Raw genomic sequence first — 18685 nt, 5'->3', positions numbered from 1 at the left:
AGAATAATGAAGAAGATACAACTCCTTTTTTTACTGTCGGCTTTTGCAGCAATAACTACTGCACAAAATAAGGGGCTGACGGATATGAGCAACAGTCGCTTTGCCAAAATGCACAACACTGAACTGGGTGCTGTGCGGTGGACAAATGGCTTCTGGGGCGACCGCTTTGCGGTGTGCAAAGATACCATGTTGCTCAGTATGTGGAACACTTGGAACAACCCCGATGTGTCACATGGTTTCCGTAACTTTGAAATAGCAGCAGGTACTTGTCCCGGCGAACACTGGGGACCTCCCTTTCACGATGGCGATTTCTATAAATGGCTGGAGGGTGTGGCATCTGTTTATGCAGTCACCAAAGACCCCAAGCTCAATACCTTAATGGATAAAGCCATTGCACAAATAACTTTGGCACAACGTGAAGACGGTTACATTCATACCCCCGTCATCATTGAGGAACGCAACAAAGGCATCGATTCACATAAGAAACACGATCATACCGTGATTGGTACCAAGGTAGGAGCCGAGGATGAGAAAGGTGCTTTTGCCAACCGCTTGAACTTTGAAACCTATAACCTGGGGCATCTGATGATGGCAGGTATTACCCATTACCGTGCTACCGGAAAGAAAACCCTGTTTGATGTAGCGGTGAAGGCTACCGATTTCCTTTGTCATTTTTATGAAACAGCATCGGCAGAACTGGCGCGCAACGCCATCTGTCCGTCGCACTACATGGGAGTTGTTGAGATGTATCGTGCCACCGGCAATCCTCGTTACCTCGATCTTTCGCAGAACCTCATTGAGATTCGTGGAATGGTGGAGCACGGAACCGATGACAACCAAGACCGTGTGCCCTTCAGTCAGCAGAAACAAGCCATGGGGCATGCTGTTCGTGCCAACTACCTCTACGCAGGAGTTGCCGACGTATATGCTGAAACAGGTGATAAGCTGCTGATGGAAAACCTGCAAAGCATCTGGAAAGACATTGTGACTCGAAAAATGTACGTTACCGGAGCTTGTGGAGCCCTTTATGACGGCACTTCACCCGATGGAACCTGCTACGAGCCCGATAGCATACAGAAGGTACACCAAAGCTACGGTCGTCCGTTTCAATTGCCCAACAGTACCGCTCACAACGAAACCTGTGCCAACATTGGTAATATGCTCTTCAACTGGCGCATGCTGCAAACTACCGGTGAAGCCAAGTATGCCGAAATAGTAGAGACCTGTTTGTATAACAGCGTGCTTAGCGGAGTCAGTTTGGATGGCAAGCGCTACTTCTATACCAACCCGTTGCGCATCAGCAACGATCTTCCTTATACCCTTCGCTGGCCGAAGGAACGTATGGAATACATCAGCTGTTTCTGTTGCCCTCCCAATACGTTGCGCACCGTTTGTCAGGCACAAAACTACGCTTACACGGTGAGCAAAGAAGGCATCTGGTGCAACCTTTACGGAGGCAGTGAGCTGGAAACAGCTCTGGCCGACGGCAGCAAGGTAAAACTCACACAAGTAACAGACTATCCGTGGGATGGTGCCGTGTTGCTCACCATCGAACAAGCTCCAAAGAAGAAAGCCTTCTCACTTTACCTGCGTGTACCTGAATGGTGCGACCATGCTACACTCAAGGTGAATGGTGAGGTAGTGAAAACCAATCTCTCAGCCGATAGCTTTGCCGAGGTAAACCGTATTTGGAAGAAAGGCGATAAAGTAGAGTTTGTGATGGACATGACCGTGAAGTTGCTTGAGTCGAACCCCTTGGTGGAAGAAACCCGTAACCAAACTGTAGTGAAACGTGGACCGCTGGTTTACTGCCTCGAAAGCATCGATATTGAAGGCGGTCAGCCTATCGACGATGTGCTTATTCCTGCCGATATACAGTTAACACCGAAGAAGATCACCATCGACGGCAGTCCGATAGTAGCCTTGGAGGGAACAGCCCGTTTGCTACCCCGCAATTCATGGAAAGATACCCTTTACCGTGAAGTGTCGCAAACCAGCAAACCGGTAAACATCCGTCTGATTCCTTACTACGCATGGGGAAACAGAGGCAAGGCCGAAATGACTGTCTGGATGCCTTTGGTACGCAAATAACTTGTCAATGTAACCATACAATATGAACCGAAACATACCATCTCTTTGTGTCATACTCTTGCTGATGATCTCAGCAAGAGTATGCGCTTTTGATATCTGGGTATCTCCTGCGGGCAGTGACCGTGCAGCAGGTACGCAGACAGCCCCTAAGAAAACGCTTACGGCAGCCCTTCGTCAGGCACGTGAGCTGAGACGTACACAGCCCGATGCCGTGAAAGGTGGCATCACCATCTACCTTGCACCGGGTGAACATGCCCTTTACGAGCCGGTATTTATCCGTCCCGAAGACAGCGGCAAACCCGATTCACCCACCGTCATTACTACGACAGGTACTTCCGTTGCAGCAACGAATGCTGCCGTGCAAACCTCTCAGGCTATATTGAGCGGAGGCGTATCGGTGAGTGGTTGGAAAAAGAGCAAAGGCAAGCTTTGGGTAGCCGATGCACCTATGTTTAACGGAACACCTCTTACGTTTCGCCAATTATGGGTAAACGGACAAAAGGCTGTTCGCGCCCGTGATGTAGCCAATTTTGAGAAGATGCACCGCATCATCAACAACGACCCCATCAACGAAATACTCTGGGTACCCTCCCAGGCAGTGGCAAGCATTCGCAAAGCCCCTTTTGCCGAGATGGTACTGCACCAGATGTGGTGTGTGGCCAACCTGCGCATCAAATCGATTGAAATTCATGGTGACTCTGCCGCTGTGCGCTTTCACAACCCCGAAAGTCGCATACAGTTTGAACACCCGTGGCCACGCCCCATGGTAACAACAGACGGTCATAATTCGGCTTTCTACCTAACCAATGCCATTGAACTGCTCGACAGTCCCGGAGAGTGGTATCACGACATTCGTTCGCACAAACTTTATTACTATCCCCGTCAGGGAGAAGACATAGCGAAGGCAACAGCCGTGGTGCCCGCAGTGGAAACGTTGGTGCAGGTAGAAGGTACGCTCGACAGACCCGTGCAGCACGTTACGTTCAGAAACGTATCGTTTCAGTACACCACTTGGACGCGTCCGTCAGAAAAGGGACACGTACCCTTGCAAGCAGGTATGTACCTCACCGACGGCTATCAGATAACTCCCAAAATGGTTCGCAATTACCAGAACCACCTGCTCGATAACCAAGGGTGGCTGGGTCGTCCAGCTGCTGCTGTGCAAGTGAATGGAGCACAAGAAATCAGCTTTCTGAACTGTAGCTTCGAACACCTTGGCTCCACGGGAGTAGACTATGTGTACGGTGTGAAAGGCGGCAAAGTAGAAGGGTGTTTGTTTCGTGACATTGCAGGTAATGGCCTGTTGGCTGGCAGTTTTTCACCGGCATCGCACGAAACCCACCTGCCTTACGACCCTGCCGATGCACGCGAGCTGTGCAGCTACCAAACCATCAGCAACAACTTTTTCACTGAAGTAGCCAATGAAGACTGGGGCTGTCTGGCTATCTGTGCCGGTTACGTGCGCGACATCAACATAGAGCACAACGAAATAAGCGAAGTTCCCTATAGCGGCATCAGTCTGGGGTGGGGATGGACCCAAACCGTGAACTGCATGCGCAATAACCGCGTGCATGCCAACCTCATTCACCATTACGCCAAACACATGTATGATGTGGCAGGCATCTATACGCTAGGTTCGCAACCCAAATCGTACGTAACGGAAAACTGCGTGCACAGCATCTACAAACCCGGTTATGTGCACGATCCCAACCACTGGTTTTACCTCTACACCGATGAAGGTTCCTCTTTCATCACCGTGAAGGACAACTGGACGGAAGGTGATAAGTACCTCAAAAACGCCAACGGTCCGGGTAACGAATGGATCAATAACGGCCCGCAGGTAAACGACAGCATTAAGAACCGTGCCGGCTTGTTGCCCGCTTACCAATACTTAAAGAAATAAACTTTTAAACCCCGATAATAGAATGAAAAGACATCTGATAAGCTTGTTGCTTCTACTGGTTTGTTCCACTCCGCTGCTGGCACAAACATGGATCTGGTATCCCGGTGATTACGAGCTGTGGCTCGGCAACAACATGAACAACCGTCGCACAGAACGAGGAGCTTTCTTCCCGCCGTTCTGGAAGATGGATAGCCATTATGTGTTGGTTGAGTTCAGTAAAAAACTCGACCTGGCTCAACCCGAAGAGATAGAAATAGCTGCCGAGGGACGCTATAACGTGAAGCTCGACGGAAAGTTACAGTTTGGCTCACCCGCTAAACTATTGCTCCCTGCCGGAAAGCACAACCTCAACATCAAAGTGCACAACCAAAGCACACCACCGACCCTGTTTGTAAAGGGCACTACGGTGAACAGTGATGCTACATGGAAAGTAACCTTCGAAGACAAAGAATGGATTGATGAGAGTGGAAAAGCCAGCGATACATCGGCTACCGTTTACCTCGATGCAGGCTGCTGGAACTTCAATGACCCCACGGAATTGCCATCCGCCTACCGCCTTCCCGTTGAAACAAAACCAGCCGCCACACGCAAACACATTCAGGGAGGTGAGCTGATCGATTTCGGTAAAGAAACTTTCGGTTACATCACGCTTCACGCCCTTCAGGGAAGCGGCACAGTGAACATCTACTACGGGGAGAGTCCCGAAGAAGCACAAGATACCGCCTATTGCGAAACACTCGATCGCCTGCGCGTACACAACGGCGTGGTGACCGACCTTGCCACGTCACACAGTCGTGCAGCACAAAGCAGCTATACCGTAGAGGGCAGCAAAGCCTTCCGTTACGTGTACATCACCCGTAGCGAAGGGGCTAACTACCGTACGGTAGACATGCAATATGAGTACATGCCCGAAGAATACCGGGGCAGCTTCCGTTGCAACGACGAAGAAATAAACCGCATCTGGGATGTAGGCGCATACACCATGCACCTCACCACCCGCGAGTTCTTCATTGACGGCATCAAGCGCGACAGATGGGTTTGGAGTGGCGATGCCATACAAAGCTACCTGATGAATTACTACCTCTTCTTCGACAATGAGGCGGTGAAACGCACCATTTGGTTGTTGCGCGGCAAAGACCCCGTGACCAGTCACACCAATACCATTATGGACTACACCTTCTTCTGGTTCCTGAGTATATACGACTACTACATGTACACAGGCGACAAGCACTTCCTGACCCAAGTGTACCCCCGCATGCAAACCCTGATGGATTACGTGTTAGGCCGTACCAATGCCTCGGGCATGGTTGAAGGCATGACAGGCGATTGGGTGTTTGTTGACTGGGCAGACGGTTACATGGATAAGAAAGGCGAGCTTTCTTTTGAACAGGTATTGTTCTGCAAAAGCCTCGAAACCATGTCGCTTTGTGCCCGTTTGGTGAACGATGGCGAGGGAGAGCATAAATACAACGGACTGGCAACCGCCTTGCGTGCCAAGTTAGAACCCGCTTTCTGGAATGAAGCCAAGAAAGCGCTGGTGCACAACCGTGTGAACGGAGCACAGAGCGAAGCCGTTACCCGTTACGCCAACATGTTTGCCGTGTTCTTCAACTACCTCAGCGCCGATAAGCAGCAAGCCATTAAGCACTCCGTGCTGTTGAATGACAGTGTGATGAAGATTACCACTCCCTACATGCGTTTTTATGAACTGGAAGCCCTTTGTGCTCTGGGTGAACAAGATGCCGTAATGAAGGAGATGAAAGCCTATTGGGGCGGTATGCTGCGCGAAGGAGCCACCTCTTTCTGGGAGAAATACAATCCCGATGACAAAGGTGCTCAACACCTGGCTATGTACGGACGTCCCTACGGCAAAAGCCTTTGCCACGCGTGGGGAGCCAGTCCCATTTACCTGCTGGGTAAATACTACCTGGGTGTTCGTCCCGTTCGTGAAGGCTACAAAGAGTTTTCCATCACCCCCGTGCTGGGCGGATTGAAGTGGATGGAAGGCGATGTTCCTACACCCGGTGGTAACATTCACGTTTACATGGATGCCCGCACCATTAAAGTGTCAGCCCCCCAAGGTAGTGGCTACCTGTACTTCAGTAGCAAGCGCAAGCCCAAAGCCAGTGTCGGTAAAGTAGAAGAGGTTTCGAAAGGCAACTACCGTCTGTTAGTTCAGTCAGGTAAAGAAATTGTGGTGAAGTATTAATTTTTCTGCTCGGATATAGTTAATGATATAAAAATTATATTTACTTTAGCCCCGTTATTATGAAGAATATACAAGTAGAGTCCAGAAACTACTATTTCTTAATTAAACGGGGCGTATCCGAAAAGCCTATGAGTAGGAACTAAAAAAACACACAATGAGAAAAACCTGTGCATTATTACTATCTGGAATCATTATTTTGGGTTCCAGTTGTGCTTCTATCGTTTCAAAAAGTAAGTATCCTATTACCATTAACAGTCGTCCGTCCGACGCTAAAATTACGATCACAGACAAAAAGGGAGTTACTGTCTTCTCGGGGCTTACTCCAGCCATGTTAAAATTAGATGCCGGTGCCGGTTTCTTCTCAAAAGCCCGCTATCAGGTTACATTTGAGAAAGACGGCTATGTATCTAGAACTGTACCGGTTAACTTTAAGCTAGACGGTTGGTACTTTGGTAACATTTTATTTGGCGGTCTGATTGGTTTGTTAATTGTCGACCCTGCTACCGGTGCCATGTATAAGATTGACACTGAGTTTTTGGACGAAACTTTAGAAAAGGAAAATGGAGGTGTTTCTGCTAAAGCAAATGAATTGCGCATTTTAGACATTAATGACATTCCTGCCGAATGGAAAGAAAAATTAGTAGCGATTAACTAACGAAAATCACTGCAAAGTATATCCGGCCTCACCCGATGAACCAAGCGTTCACTGGTGGGGCCGGACTATTTTATATAATCTATTTCATAGCTGTGCTAAATGCCTTAGGACGAGCTACGGTTTCCCTATACACCTTACCGAAAGCATCTGTAACGGTGACAGAAATGTTAGAATCAGGCTTAGAAGCCTTCACCACAAAAATATGATTCTTGAGATACTCCTCCATCATGCTGGCGGGGAATTTGTTGATCCACACTGTAGCCGGAATATCGTTCGTGATGGTGTAAAGCGGATCCTCGGTCAGCTCACGGGTAACGGTAAGCGGTTGTCCGTTTTCAGTCACCTCCACCTTCCATTTCGGTTCCCATCCCCAAACATGAATGTACACCAAGTTATCCGGCAGTTGGCGAAAATCAACCCGCTGCGGGTAATGACTTAAAAACGTTGCCACCTCCTTGGAATCCCTGTAATAACGACGCACCTCGTTCATGTCGAACACCCGGAACTGCTTTTGCGCACCATCTTCAATGCTGTTGTAATACCAGCTAAGGTTGCTACCCTGTACGTTGAATACCGCATAACCTGCCGGTCCGCCATCGGGACCCAACGCCTGCAATAAATTGCTACCGGTACGCCACCACGAGCCGCACACAGCACCAATGTTATGTTCCACCACATTCTTATACCTCACCGTATTGTTTCTGTGCGTGTGCCCGCTTAAATAATGCACCTCCTTGAAATCACGGAAACAATCTGTAATCTCCTCACTGTACTCCGGTTTGCTTAGCCAGCTCACCACTTCGGGAGATATACCCTCGTACCGATACGTAGCCGCATGCATAGCCACTACAACAGGCGTATTCTTATCCTTCACCAAAGCCAAGTCTTTCTTCAGCCAGTCGCGCTGCTCCTCAGACACCCGGGTGATGTAATTGCGCTTTCCTACCAATCCGTCGACCACCTTCCCGTTGGACTCGTTGAGATAGATGATGTTATCGAGCACCACATAGTGTACCTTACCCAGATTAAACGAATAATACGTAGGTCCCAGCGCCTTTTTGTACTTCGCAGCCGACATAAAATCTGTTGAGTCCGAAAAAGCCGTTCCCCCGTCGTGATCGTGATTACCTATCACACTAAACATCGGAGTAGGATACCTTACCACCTCCATTGTTTTGCGGTAATCGGCAATGTCATACCCCTTGAGATACCAGTAACGCTCAAAGCTCAAATCACCCAGACTGAGCGTGTACACCTTCTGTCCGGCCAACTGCTTCACCGTGTTGTTGATGCTCGGCATGAAACTCATGCACAGCTGTTCCTTGTCGTTATATACTCCGGCCAGATGCAAATCCGTGATGGCCAGCACCACATGATTGACATTATTTACCCGGCTCAACTTAAAATCATGCTGCTCCGCCTGCGTTACAGGCTTGTTGAGGCTCGTCCAGAATTTAGGCACCACACCCTCAGTAGGAACCTCGTAACCACCCGGAATACTTATAAACACATACCCGTGACGCTTGTGTGAGTTCAGCTCATAACGCCCGTCGACACCGGTTGTAGTCACCTCATATCCATCAGAAACAGGCACACCTGCCAGCGGCTTACCGTCTGCCGTAACCGTTCCGAAAATGTTTGCTTTTTGCGCATGCAGAGCCAAAGAGCCCATCAACCACACGCCAATCAAAAGAGTTTTAATTACTTTCATATTATGCTTGTTAGTTACTTTACCAATAGGTTCCGCAAAAGTAGACAAGCCATGTTACAAAGTGTTTTCTTTGGGGTTACAACTCTTCTTCCTCTCCGACTTCAAGCGGCCGCTTTTCTTCAGAGCCTCTGCAATGATCCATTGCAGTTGCCCGTTTGTGCTTCTGAACTCATCGGCAGCCCATTTTTCGAGCGCGTTCATGGTTTCCGTATCCACCCTCAGCACAAAACTTTTGATTGAAGACTCCTTCTTTGCCACTTTCCCTCCTTATCTTTTAATGATTCAGCGTACCGGTATTCACAACAGGCTGAGCCGCTTCATCGGCACAAAGCACCACCAGCAGATTGCTTACCATGGCCGCCTTCTTCTCTTCATCGAGCTCCACAACCTGATCGGCAGATAACTTATCGAGTGCCATTTTGACCATGGATACAGCCCCTTCCACAATCTTTTCCCGAGCCGATATGATAGCCGAAGCCTGTTGGCGACGCAACATCACAGCAGCAATTTCGGGCGCATAAGCCAGGTAATTGATACGCGCTTCGAGTACCTCGATGCCCGCCATTGACAAACGCTCGTTGAGTTTCAACACCAGCTCCTCATTGATTTCATCGCCACCGCCGCGAAGCGTCAGCTCGGCCGCATCCGTTTCACTGTCGTCGTATGCATACAGTCCCGCTACCTGACGCAGTGCCGCATCACTCTGTATTCTTACAAACTCTTCGAACGCATTCATTCGTCCGGCTACGGTAGCACTTACCTGATTGGGTTTGGCAGAATTATCGGCCATCGTTTGCGAATCAATCTCAAACATCGCCTTGTAAGAATCCCTCAACTTCCACACCAGCACCAAACCAATCAAAATGGGGTTGCCAATCTTGTCATTCACCTTGATGGGCGCCACGTCGAGGTTGCGTGCGCGGAACGATAGCTTCTTCTTGTTCATAAACGGATTCACCCAGAAGAACCCGGTAGAAGTAAACGTACCTTCGTACTTACCGAAGAAAACCATCACGCGCGCCTCATTAGGCTCCTGCGAGAAGTAACCCGGAGTAATCAGAATAAAGAGTATGGAGAGTAAAACAGTTGCCGCAATGGTTACAGCGCTCTCTGAACCAAATACCAGGAAACTTGATACTACGAGCGCCGGAATGACCAACAAATTGAGAAACAGCATGAGGAATCCGTTCACTAACATGCCTTGATACTGAAATTCTTTTGTATTCATAAGAAATTGATTTTAGTTATTCGTAATGATATTATTTTGATATCACAATATAACGAAGAATAATTCAGATTATCAATAGGTTAGGACTTTGATTTAAGTATAATTAACGGAGAAGTGATTTGTTTAGCCTGAAGATAAACGTTTGGCGACTTATTGTATTAACAGTTAAGTAACGTAAATGAAATATATATTTTATATTTTTGCATTTCGTTATTTCACCTAAACAATACAGAATGATAAAATTTAAACTTTGGAGTAGTGTATTTTTGCTCTTCCTGTTTGCTTGTAATCAAGAAGATAATCAGCCGATTGATAACTCAGGCCAGGCAACAGCAATTCACTTCACCTCTACCGTCAAAGGCGTTGCCCTCACTCGCGCCAATGGAGCTTCGTGGACGGTTAATGATTCCATCGGCGTATACATGAAAAAAAGCGGAGAATCTCTTTCCGCCGGTTCAATTGTCAATTCAGCTGCCAACCTTCTTTATACTACTAAGAATGGTGACGGAAATTTCGTCACGGCAGGAACCGATTTGTATTATCCGGAAGACCAAAGTCAGGTCGACTTCATTGCCTACTATCCGCAACGAACTTTAAGTGACCCATACGTTTATCCGGTCAACGTAACCGATCAGACCGACCTGGAGGCAATTGACTTGCTATACTCCAATAACCTGACCGGAATCACTAGCCGTTCCAATGCGGTAAACTTAGCATTTACCCACCAACTTTCACGTTTAATCCTGAATGTTAAGGGTACGGACAACAGCAAACTTACCGGTTTGAAACTCAAACTATCCGGTTTAAAGACCAAAGCAGCTTTCTCCCTGGCCGATGCCACGCTAACGCCCGATCAGACAGCTACAGACACCATTGTGATGCACACCAGCGTAGCAGCCGTAACAAGCACTACCGGCATTGCGCAAGCCATCTTGATACCCGAAAGCTCCATTAGCAAGATTACCCTGACTGTGGAACTGAACGGCACGAAGAAACACTATGATCTTTCGCTGACCTCTCTTGACAGAGGAACAGAATATTCGTATAACCTCAATATCACCGGTGGTGACACCAGCATAGATCCGCAGGCATCCTACAAACGCTGGACCGAAACCCCGCTGATTACCGAAAGCATGATCAATGACCCCGATTTGCTATACGTCAACCACGACATGCCCAACTCAATGGTCGATCCCGTATCAGGAAAAGAGATGCGTAACTACAGCATGCTGTACAGCAAAAGCAATAAAATAGCCTATTGGGTGGCCTATCCGCTTTTCCCGGCTTGTACCGGCAGTTCAGGGCGTACAGATGCCTGGGCTTACGACCCCAATATTGCAGAAACCTATCAAGCCAATCTATCCAGTGGCTTTGGCGGAAACGGCTATGACCGCGGACACCAAATACCTAGTGCCGACCGTACGTGCGATGTTGCGACCAACCGCACTACTTTCTACTACAGCAACATGACCCCTCAGATAGGAGTGGGGCTTAACCAAACCATCTGGGCTTCGCTGGAAACGAAAGTGCGTTCATGGATGAGTGGAACAGACACGCTATACGTGGTAACGGGTGCCATACCTCCAACCGGTACTGTAACGCAGATGAAAGGAATGACCGTGCCCGCTTATTATTTCAAGGCACTTGCCCGAAGAATAAACGGAAGCTTTACCACCATCGCTTTCAAATTTGACAATAAAGTGTACTCGGGCAATAACTATATGGAAGAAGCTATTTCGGTTCAAGACCTGGAAACAGTTACGGGATATACTTTCTTCCCTACCATTGATTCCTCTGTTAAAGCAACACTGGATACATCCAAATGGAATTAATCTTATAAAAACTATAATAGTACAAAACAGACGTTTAACATTAAAAACTTAGTAAAATGAAATTTAGAACTTTAGTTTATTTCTCTGCTTTAGTTGCTACAATCTTGTCAGGTTGCTCCAGTGACGACAAAGACTTACCAGATACCAAACAAGCGGTATCGTTCAGCACAACTATTTCATCGAATACCCGTGCTGCTAATGACGCATGGACTACCGGAGACAAAGTAGGTGTTTACATGATCCCCGAAGGAGGCACACTGGCTACAGCATTGGCTTCAAATAAAAAGTATACGGCATCTGCAACCGGCGAACTGACTTACGATGCTGAAGATCAGGCCATCTACTTCCCGTCAGACGGTAGTAAGGTGAACTTCATGGCATACTATCCTTACACAGCAACCATCAGCAACAACCAGATAGCTGTTGATGTAACGAACCAAACTTCTCAGGAAGCCATTGATTTATTATACGCAACTACAACTACCGGTTTTAACAATGCATCCGGCAAAGTTGATTTGAACTTTACCCATCAGTTAGCACGTATCGTTTTGAATATCACCAAAGCCTCTAATGTTACGTTGACTAATTTTGCAGTAAAGTTAGTAGGAACCGAAACCAAAGCAGCATTTGATTTGGCAACAGGTACCCTGACTACAACAGCCGGCAACGTGGCTTCTATAGCCTACAAGCTAACAGATAAGGGCAATGATCAGTATCAGGCAGAAGCCATTGTATTGCCTAGCAGCAAATTGGCTGACGATGTAGTTATTGAATTTACCATTGGTACACAAACCTTTAAAAGGAGTTTGTCAGTTACTTCACTCAATGCCGGTAGCAGCTATAGTTACCCTGTGAATATCTCAGACAAAGATGGCAAACCTGTAGTAGTTGTTGGTCAGGCCACCATTACCAACTGGGTAACCGTTCCCGGTAGCGATATCAACATTGATTTAGGAGAAACAACAACTCCCACAGATCCTTCAGAAGGTACTGAAACAACTATCTTTACCGAAACCTTCGGTGCTACGGTTGAGAAGGTAGATGGCTACTGGCCCGGTGTTAACCAGTTTACCGGTTGGGATAATCAAACTTTCACGTTCACTGATAATTATTTGTCGGCTGCATATAGCAATGCCAGTGTTCGTTCTACCTCAACAATGGATAATCACGTGTGGTTTGCAGCTACCAAAAACTCGGGTTTACAAATATCCGGTTTCAACACTACCGGTTACACCAACCTGAAGCTTTCTTATAGCATAACTGCTAATGTTAAATCGGTTGATCAAAATGTAATTCAGGTAAAATGTGGAAGCACGGTTATGACTGTTCCCAGCGTAGCAATACCAACAGCAAATGTCTATCAAACAGTTGAACTAAGCAATGTGCCTGAGAATATAACTTCTATCGAGTTTATTTCTACGGCAGAAACCAATACAGCAGGTTATCGCGTTGATAACGTAAAGCTGGTAGGAACCAAATAACATAAGCGCACAGCTTATCATAACGAAACTAGGGGAATTGGCAATGGCCGATTCCCCTAGTTTCGTTATGATAAGTACCTCATACTTTTGTATTAATCGCGGAGGTTATTCGTTCGCTTCTCCTTATTCGTATTTCTCGTTCTAATGATGTCCGACAACTCTTCTTCAGTGAACTCACTCTGAGGTTTCTTGAAGTAATAGTAATAACCCGTAGAGTCGAGCAGCACAAACTCCCATCCCTCATTTGCGAGGTAGTTAATGAACTCAATGTCCGTGCGGAATTTTAGAATATCACCTTTTTCGTTCATGATAGGTGTTCCTTTTCCGTCATCATAGTTGCAATGTATGATGCAATACCTTTTTGAGTTATACTCCGCCCGGGCGTAGACGTACTTTTTAGCTTGCGAAAACACCAGAATAGGCAAGCATAGCATAGTTAGCACTAGTAATAATTTTCTCATCTTTTTTGTTGTTTAGTTAATAATGTATTGTTTCATCAGAATTGAAATAGCTTTTCAAAGATATAATAATATCTCTATATTTCGGTTACTTACTCATTGTTAATTTATCAATCAGGTTTTGATAGATGAAAAGTGGTAGAAATGAACGAATAAAAAATACTAATTTCGTGCTAAAGTCCGAGGTATATCTCAATCTTGTGCTATGGCTGTTGGCAGCTTTATAAATCGTTTCAGCATCCAGTTTAGGAGAATATCCGTTTCTGTAACTTTTCATTAAATAACTATGCCACTTTGGAAATTTAGTATTGTATTCGCGAGGATATTCCTTATCGGGCAATGTCATTACAGCATTGTAGATATTTGTTTTAACCATTCCCGGCTCTACAATTTTCACTTTTACATTGAAAGATTTTAGTTCATAATACAAGCTCTCGCTAAACCCTTCTATTGCCCATTTTGATGTATGATAGATTGATTGATAGGGAAAGGTAACACGTCCCGCTATAGAAGACACATTGACAATTGTACCTCCTTTATTTTGCCTGAAATGCTTTAAAATAAACTTGCTGGTATATACAACTCCTTTGATATTTGTATCAATAATATCCTCCAGCTCTTCATCTGTGGTTACCTCAAGCGGATTGGTGGTATATATTCCGGCATTATTAACGAGAACATCAATTCTCGAAAAATCATTTATAACTTCAGCAATGCAAGCAGCTATAGCTGCTTTATCTTTTACGTTTAGAATATATGTTTTTATATTCTTATTCTGGGCAAACATATTTATGTTTCCCGCATTCCTCATTGTAGCAGCTACATTCCAACCATTGTTGGCAAATAAAATAGCCGTTTCTTTTCCTATACCGCTTGATGCGCCTGTAATTAATACTGTTTTCATCTTTTTTATTTTTCGGCAAATATAGGTAAGATGAAACCCACTAGCCCCTAACAAATGTTAGTTAATTCTTTTTTCTTATGCGGCTTAGCGATTCAGGCTGTATGCCAATGTAAGAAGCAATATATTTTACGGGTACATTCTGAATGATTTCCGGATAGCACTTCAGAAGTTTACTATATCTCATTTGTGCGGTTAAAGACAATTGATCGATGATACGTTCTTCCTTTTCAATCAGGAAACTTTCCATGAGTTTCCTGCCAAAGCTTTGCCATTTGGGACTAGTTGAATATAAATATTCCAAATCAGAGTGAGTAATACACAGCAAATCACAATCGGTTATGGTGTGCAAGTCTTCTTCCGATTTCTGTCCCAGGAAAAAGCTATTTAAAGACGTTGCAAAATGAAGAGGAGTATATAAATGAATAATTAGTTCTTCGCCCGATTCTATTATTTTGGAGTATTTCAGGTAGCCTTCATTGATAAAAAAGGCTCTGTAGCTGTGTTGTCCGGTTTCAATTAACGACACACCTTTGCTCACTTTTTGGCATTTAAATAAAGATTGAACTAAATCAATGTCAGATGAATCCAAAGGAATGAAGTCCGCTATTGTATCAATAAGCTTTGAGTGCATGGTAATACGTGTTTGATTGCAATAAATCGCAAATGAATTTACAGATACAACACATGCTCACCGTCTTTGATGTATTGGGTGAGTGATTCTCTGTTTGTACTTGCGTGTCGTTGGCTACCAGCTTCACGGAGGCTCCCCACAGAATTATATTGATGTGTTCCCACCAACTTTTGTTCACGGAGTTAATGGCGTACATTGACAACATGTTGAATACCGTGTCTCTGTTATCTGTTGTCCACAGAATGTTTAATTTGTTATTCATATTCCTGACTTGTTTAATGTTTTGTGGTATTACCCTTCAAAGGTATAAAAAATACCTCATAAACACGAAGTGAACCGAATTTATCTCAAACATTTGGTGGAAATTGACAGAATAGGCTATTTGAAATTGGTGGAAATTGACAAAAGGTGCTATTTAAATTTGGTGGGACCAAAGGAAATGCTTAATATTGCGCTACGAAACAAAAGTAATGGAGGATAATATGATCTATTTTAAACGAAAAATGTATGAACGCATGCTTCAGTGGAAAAAGGAGCGTGATGGTGCAACAGCGTTACTTATACAAGGAGCCAGACGCATTGGTAAGTCTACATTGGCAGAGGAATTTGCCCGTAACGAGTATACATCCTTCATGCTTATTGATTTTTCTATTGCGCCGGCCGAGGTTCATGACCTTTTTAAAGATGTGTCCGATCTTGATTATATTTTTCTGAGACTACAACTTATTTATCGGGTGCAGCTGATAGAACGCCAGTCTGTGATTATCTTTGATGAAGTTCAGAAAGCACCTTTGGCTCGACAGGCAATTAAACATTTGGTAAAAGACCACCGATACGATTATATTGAAACCGGTTCACTAATCTCAGTATATAAAAGCACTGTAGATATAGTGATTCCAAGTGAGGAGACAAAGGTTGATATGTTTCCTATGGATTATGAAGAGTTCAAATGGGCCATAGGCGATACCGCAACCATACCATTACTTCGCACAGCATTTGAAAAGAAAATATCTTTGGGCGATGCCGTTCACCGCAGAATGATGCGTGATTTTCGTTTGTATATGCTTGTTGGTGGAATGCCACAGGCTGTTGCAGAATATATAAAAACGAATAATTTGAGTGCTGTAGATCAGGTTAAGCGTGATATTATTTCTCTGTACGAGGAAGATTTCAGAAAAATAGATGCTTCAGGGCGGGCAACTGCAATGTTTGATGCCATACCTGCACAACTTAGCAAAAATGCGTCCCGATATAAAGTCTCTGCTGCTATACCGGGTGAGAGACAAGATAGGGTGATCAGCCTTGTGCAGGCGCTAGAAGATTCTATGACAACTAACATTGCTTATCACTCCACAGACCCTAATGTGGGCTTGGCGCTTACAAAAGATAACGAGAAATATAAAATTTACGCAGGCGATACAGGCCTTTTTATAACACTTGCATTTAAAGATAAAGATTTTACGGAAAACATCATATACAATAAATTGCTGAATGATAAACTCAGAGCAAATTTAGGCTATGTATATGAGAATGTTGTGGCTCAAATGCTTCGGGCTACAGGCAAACAACTATATTATCATACTATTCCAATAGCTGAAGGGAAAAAGTATTATGAGATTGATTTCCTGATTTCTGAATCAAACAAGGTGTCACCCATTGAAGTGAAATCATCCGGATACAAAACTCACTCATCATTGGATGCCTTTTGTGACAAGTTCTCGGATAGAATTCAAAACAAATTCCTTATATATACCAAGGACTTGAAACGAGAAAATGGAGTCAATTATATCCCTGTGTATATGACTTTGTTTTTGTAGACTAAATATCACAATATAATTAGCATAACAGCCATTTCCATACCGGAATGACCTCAATTGTTTTACCGTTTATTTCTAGCACGCGCTCTGTATCACGAGTAATAATCAGCAGTTTCTTGCATTCCAATACTTCGGTAATTTTCAGTAAGGCTTTTACTTCCCTGTCAAACGTTCCATCGTTATTGTCGAGATTGTAACATACCTGAATGGCTGTGTAATCATCGGGAATGTAGAAGTCAACTTCAATACTTTGATTATAGAAATAAACAGCATCATTTCGTCCATATTTACGAAGTAGGTTTACAGCTACCATGTTCTCCAACAAGGAAGTGTTTCCATCCAATAAAAAGAGGTTCAGAATGCCGTTATCCGTGAAATAGTACTTTGGTGAAGTTTCCTTATCGACCAATTTCCCCGCTATATTTTGCACAGGGTTGATAAGCCAGGCATCTTTGGCGTATTCCATATAATTAATAACGGTCTGCGTTCCTACCTTTGCTCCGGTCGAAGATACGATATTCGCTATACGGGTAAAGGACAATGGTTGTTTTACGCTTTCCGCCAGTTTCTTGAACATAATGCGCAATGCAAAGGTGTTATCTACCGTATGACGAGCCGCAATATCTCCCAGATAGATTTTCTGATAAACACTAGTCAGGTAATCCCGTTTTGTGGCAAATTCTGCTCCTTCCGGGAATCCACCAAAGTAGAAATAATCGTTGAACTTTCGTAATATTTCGGCTTTGCCTTCCGTAGATAGGAGATGCTTTGTTGTTGCCGGAACATTGTTTGCCGTCAAAAACTCTTTGAAAGAATACGGATAAACATCAATAGGAATATAACGCCCTCCCAAAGTTGTTTGTATATCCTGGCTTAACATTTTAGCATTGCTTCCAGTGATATAAACTCGATGTCTAGTATCAGCCATACGACGGGCAAATTTTTCCCATCCGGGAACGTTTTGCACCTCATCCAAAAACAGGATAGGTCTCTTGCCGTACATTTCTAAATGAACTTCTAATAGTAGATTCAAAACCTCCGCTTTCATTCCAGTAAGGCGTTCATCTTCAAAATTGATATAAAGCATTTCATCCCACTGTACGCCTTGTGCAAGTAACTGTTGCATCCGTTGGTATAAGAGATACGATTTTCCTGCTCGCCGGATACCAACAAAGACGTAGTTCCCAAACTCCTCAAAAGTGAAATCCCGTGAGATTACCTTATATTTTGGGACTTCCAGCTGATTGTCAGCGATAACCGTTTTCAGAATATTTTTATCCATATCTTCCTGTTTTTATTCTGTCAATAGCGCAAATATAGCATGCTTTTATTTTATCTACAAAACAAAAATAGGAATTTTTTGTTTTGTAAGCAGAATAAAAGTTTTTCTATATCTAAAGTAGATATGTCTTATCTTAAAGAGTCGTTTACCCTATGGAAAAGGACTTTAGTATGTTGCGCATGATATAATAATCAAAGAGCAACAATACACATGATGTCAACACGAAGTCATTTAGCACAAATACCTGTGTTATATGTACATATATTCCAAGCAAAACAATGATTAGCATGATATAATTTAGCAATTTCTTTTTTAGAAATTTGGAGTTGAAATTATAAAGAGCAATAAAAATGACAACCGATAATAGTGAACATAGCAACGCTGTGACGTTGAAATAATTACATAGAGAATCTAAGGTACTTTCCGGTTTCTTCTGATTTAAAGCATTAAAAACAAAGGAAAAGAACTGCACGCTAAGAACAA

The 18685-nt window shown here is 44.3% G+C and carries 15 protein-coding genes; 7 read left to right on the top strand and 8 right to left on the bottom strand.

The features are described from left to right. The first annotated feature begins 6 nt into the window (after nt 1-6). The 4 genes from C511_RS0114745 (at nt 7) to C511_RS0114730 (ending at nt 6858) form a co-directional block, all read left to right on the top strand. Complete coding sequence (locus C511_RS0114745) at nt 7-2091, top strand: aceric acid hydrolase (protein WP_024995758.1); 2085 nt, start codon at nt 7-9, stop codon at nt 2089-2091. 64 nt (nt 2092-2155) lie between these two features. Then, nucleotides 2156-3994, top strand: coding sequence for a right-handed parallel beta-helix repeat-containing protein (locus C511_RS0114740; RefSeq protein ID WP_148297688.1), 1839 nt, complete (start codon nt 2156-2158; stop codon nt 3992-3994). Between the two features lie 22 nt (nt 3995-4016). After that, on the top strand, nt 4017-6203 hold the full coding sequence (locus tag C511_RS0114735; RefSeq protein ID WP_024995756.1) for an alpha-L-rhamnosidase-related protein: 2187 nt from the start codon (nt 4017-4019) through the stop codon (nt 6201-6203). Between the two features lie 154 nt (nt 6204-6357). After that, a complete protein-coding gene (locus tag C511_RS0114730; RefSeq protein WP_024995755.1) occupies nt 6358-6858 on the top strand; it encodes a peptidase associated/transthyretin-like domain-containing protein in 501 nt (166 codons plus the stop codon). Nucleotides 6859-6937: 79 nt separating this feature from the next. On the opposite strand, the gene C511_RS17010 is transcribed toward C511_RS0114730, so the two are convergent. The 3 genes from C511_RS17010 to C511_RS0114715 are packed head-to-tail and all read right to left on the bottom strand — an operon-like array spanning nt 6938 to nt 9797. After that, nucleotides 6938-8569 (bottom strand): calcineurin-like phosphoesterase C-terminal domain-containing protein, encoded by a 1632-nt coding sequence (locus C511_RS17010; RefSeq protein WP_034782583.1) that lies wholly within the window; start codon nt 8567-8569, stop codon nt 6938-6940. 54 nt (nt 8570-8623) lie between these two features. Beyond that, nucleotides 8624-8827 (bottom strand): Arc family DNA-binding protein, encoded by a 204-nt coding sequence (locus C511_RS0114720; RefSeq protein ID WP_024995752.1) that lies wholly within the window; start codon nt 8825-8827, stop codon nt 8624-8626. A gap of 16 nt (nt 8828-8843) precedes the next feature. After that, entirely contained in the window at nt 8844-9797 is a 954-nt protein-coding gene (locus C511_RS0114715) for an SPFH domain-containing protein (protein WP_024995751.1), read from the bottom strand. Nucleotides 9798-10030: 233 nt separating this feature from the next. Between C511_RS0114715 and C511_RS17345 the strand changes: the two genes are divergently transcribed. After that, nucleotides 10031-11629: a fimbrillin family protein gene (locus C511_RS17345; RefSeq protein ID WP_024995750.1), complete on the top strand. Its 1599-nt coding sequence runs from the start codon at nt 10031-10033 to the stop codon at nt 11627-11629. Nucleotides 11630-11685: 56 nt separating this feature from the next. Beyond that, the gene (locus C511_RS0114705; RefSeq protein WP_024995749.1) at nt 11686-13110 is read left to right on the top strand and encodes a fimbrillin family protein; all 1425 of its coding nucleotides are present in this window, start codon (nt 11686-11688) and stop codon (nt 13108-13110) included. A 92-nt stretch (nt 13111-13202) separates the two neighbouring features. On the opposite strand, the gene C511_RS17995 is transcribed toward C511_RS0114705, so the two are convergent. The 4 genes from C511_RS17995 to C511_RS18380 all read right to left on the bottom strand — a co-directional run bounded on the left by C511_RS17995 (nt 13203) and on the right by C511_RS18380 (nt 15365). After that, complete coding sequence (locus C511_RS17995; protein WP_148297682.1) at nt 13203-13571, bottom strand: hypothetical protein; 369 nt, start codon at nt 13569-13571, stop codon at nt 13203-13205. 85 nt (nt 13572-13656) lie between these two features. Next, nucleotides 13657-14472, bottom strand: a complete 816-nt coding sequence (locus C511_RS0114695) for an SDR family oxidoreductase (RefSeq protein WP_027318341.1) — start codon at nt 14470-14472, stop codon at nt 13657-13659. A gap of 61 nt (nt 14473-14533) precedes the next feature. Further along, nucleotides 14534-15103 (bottom strand): Crp/Fnr family transcriptional regulator, encoded by a 570-nt coding sequence (locus C511_RS0114690; RefSeq protein ID WP_024995747.1) that lies wholly within the window; start codon nt 15101-15103, stop codon nt 14534-14536. After that, nucleotides 15084-15365: a hypothetical protein gene (locus C511_RS18380; protein WP_024995746.1), complete on the bottom strand. Its 282-nt coding sequence runs from the start codon at nt 15363-15365 to the stop codon at nt 15084-15086. The genes C511_RS0114690 and C511_RS18380 overlap by 20 nt, the downstream gene beginning before the upstream one ends. A 208-nt stretch (nt 15366-15573) precedes the next feature. On the opposite strand from C511_RS18380, the gene C511_RS0114680 reads away from it, so the two are divergent. Further along, nucleotides 15574-16920 carry an ATP-binding protein gene (locus C511_RS0114680; RefSeq protein WP_193352423.1) on the top strand — a complete coding sequence of 449 codons (1347 nt, stop codon included), beginning with the start codon at nt 15574-15576 and terminating at the stop codon, nt 16918-16920. A 19-nt stretch (nt 16921-16939) separates the two neighbouring features. Here the strand turns inward: C511_RS0114680 and C511_RS0114675 are convergent, their stop codons facing one another. Continuing rightward, nucleotides 16940-18202, bottom strand: a complete 1263-nt coding sequence (locus C511_RS0114675) for an ATP-binding protein (protein WP_024995744.1) — start codon at nt 18200-18202, stop codon at nt 16940-16942. Nucleotides 18203-18685 lie beyond the last annotated feature (483 nt).

The organism is Bacteroides graminisolvens DSM 19988 = JCM 15093 (assembly GCF_000428125.1).
Classification (GTDB): domain Bacteria; phylum Bacteroidota; class Bacteroidia; order Bacteroidales; family Bacteroidaceae; genus Bacteroides; species Bacteroides graminisolvens.
The sequence above is the reverse complement of the archived record's forward strand: the minus strand, read 5'-3'. Positions and strand labels throughout refer to the sequence as shown.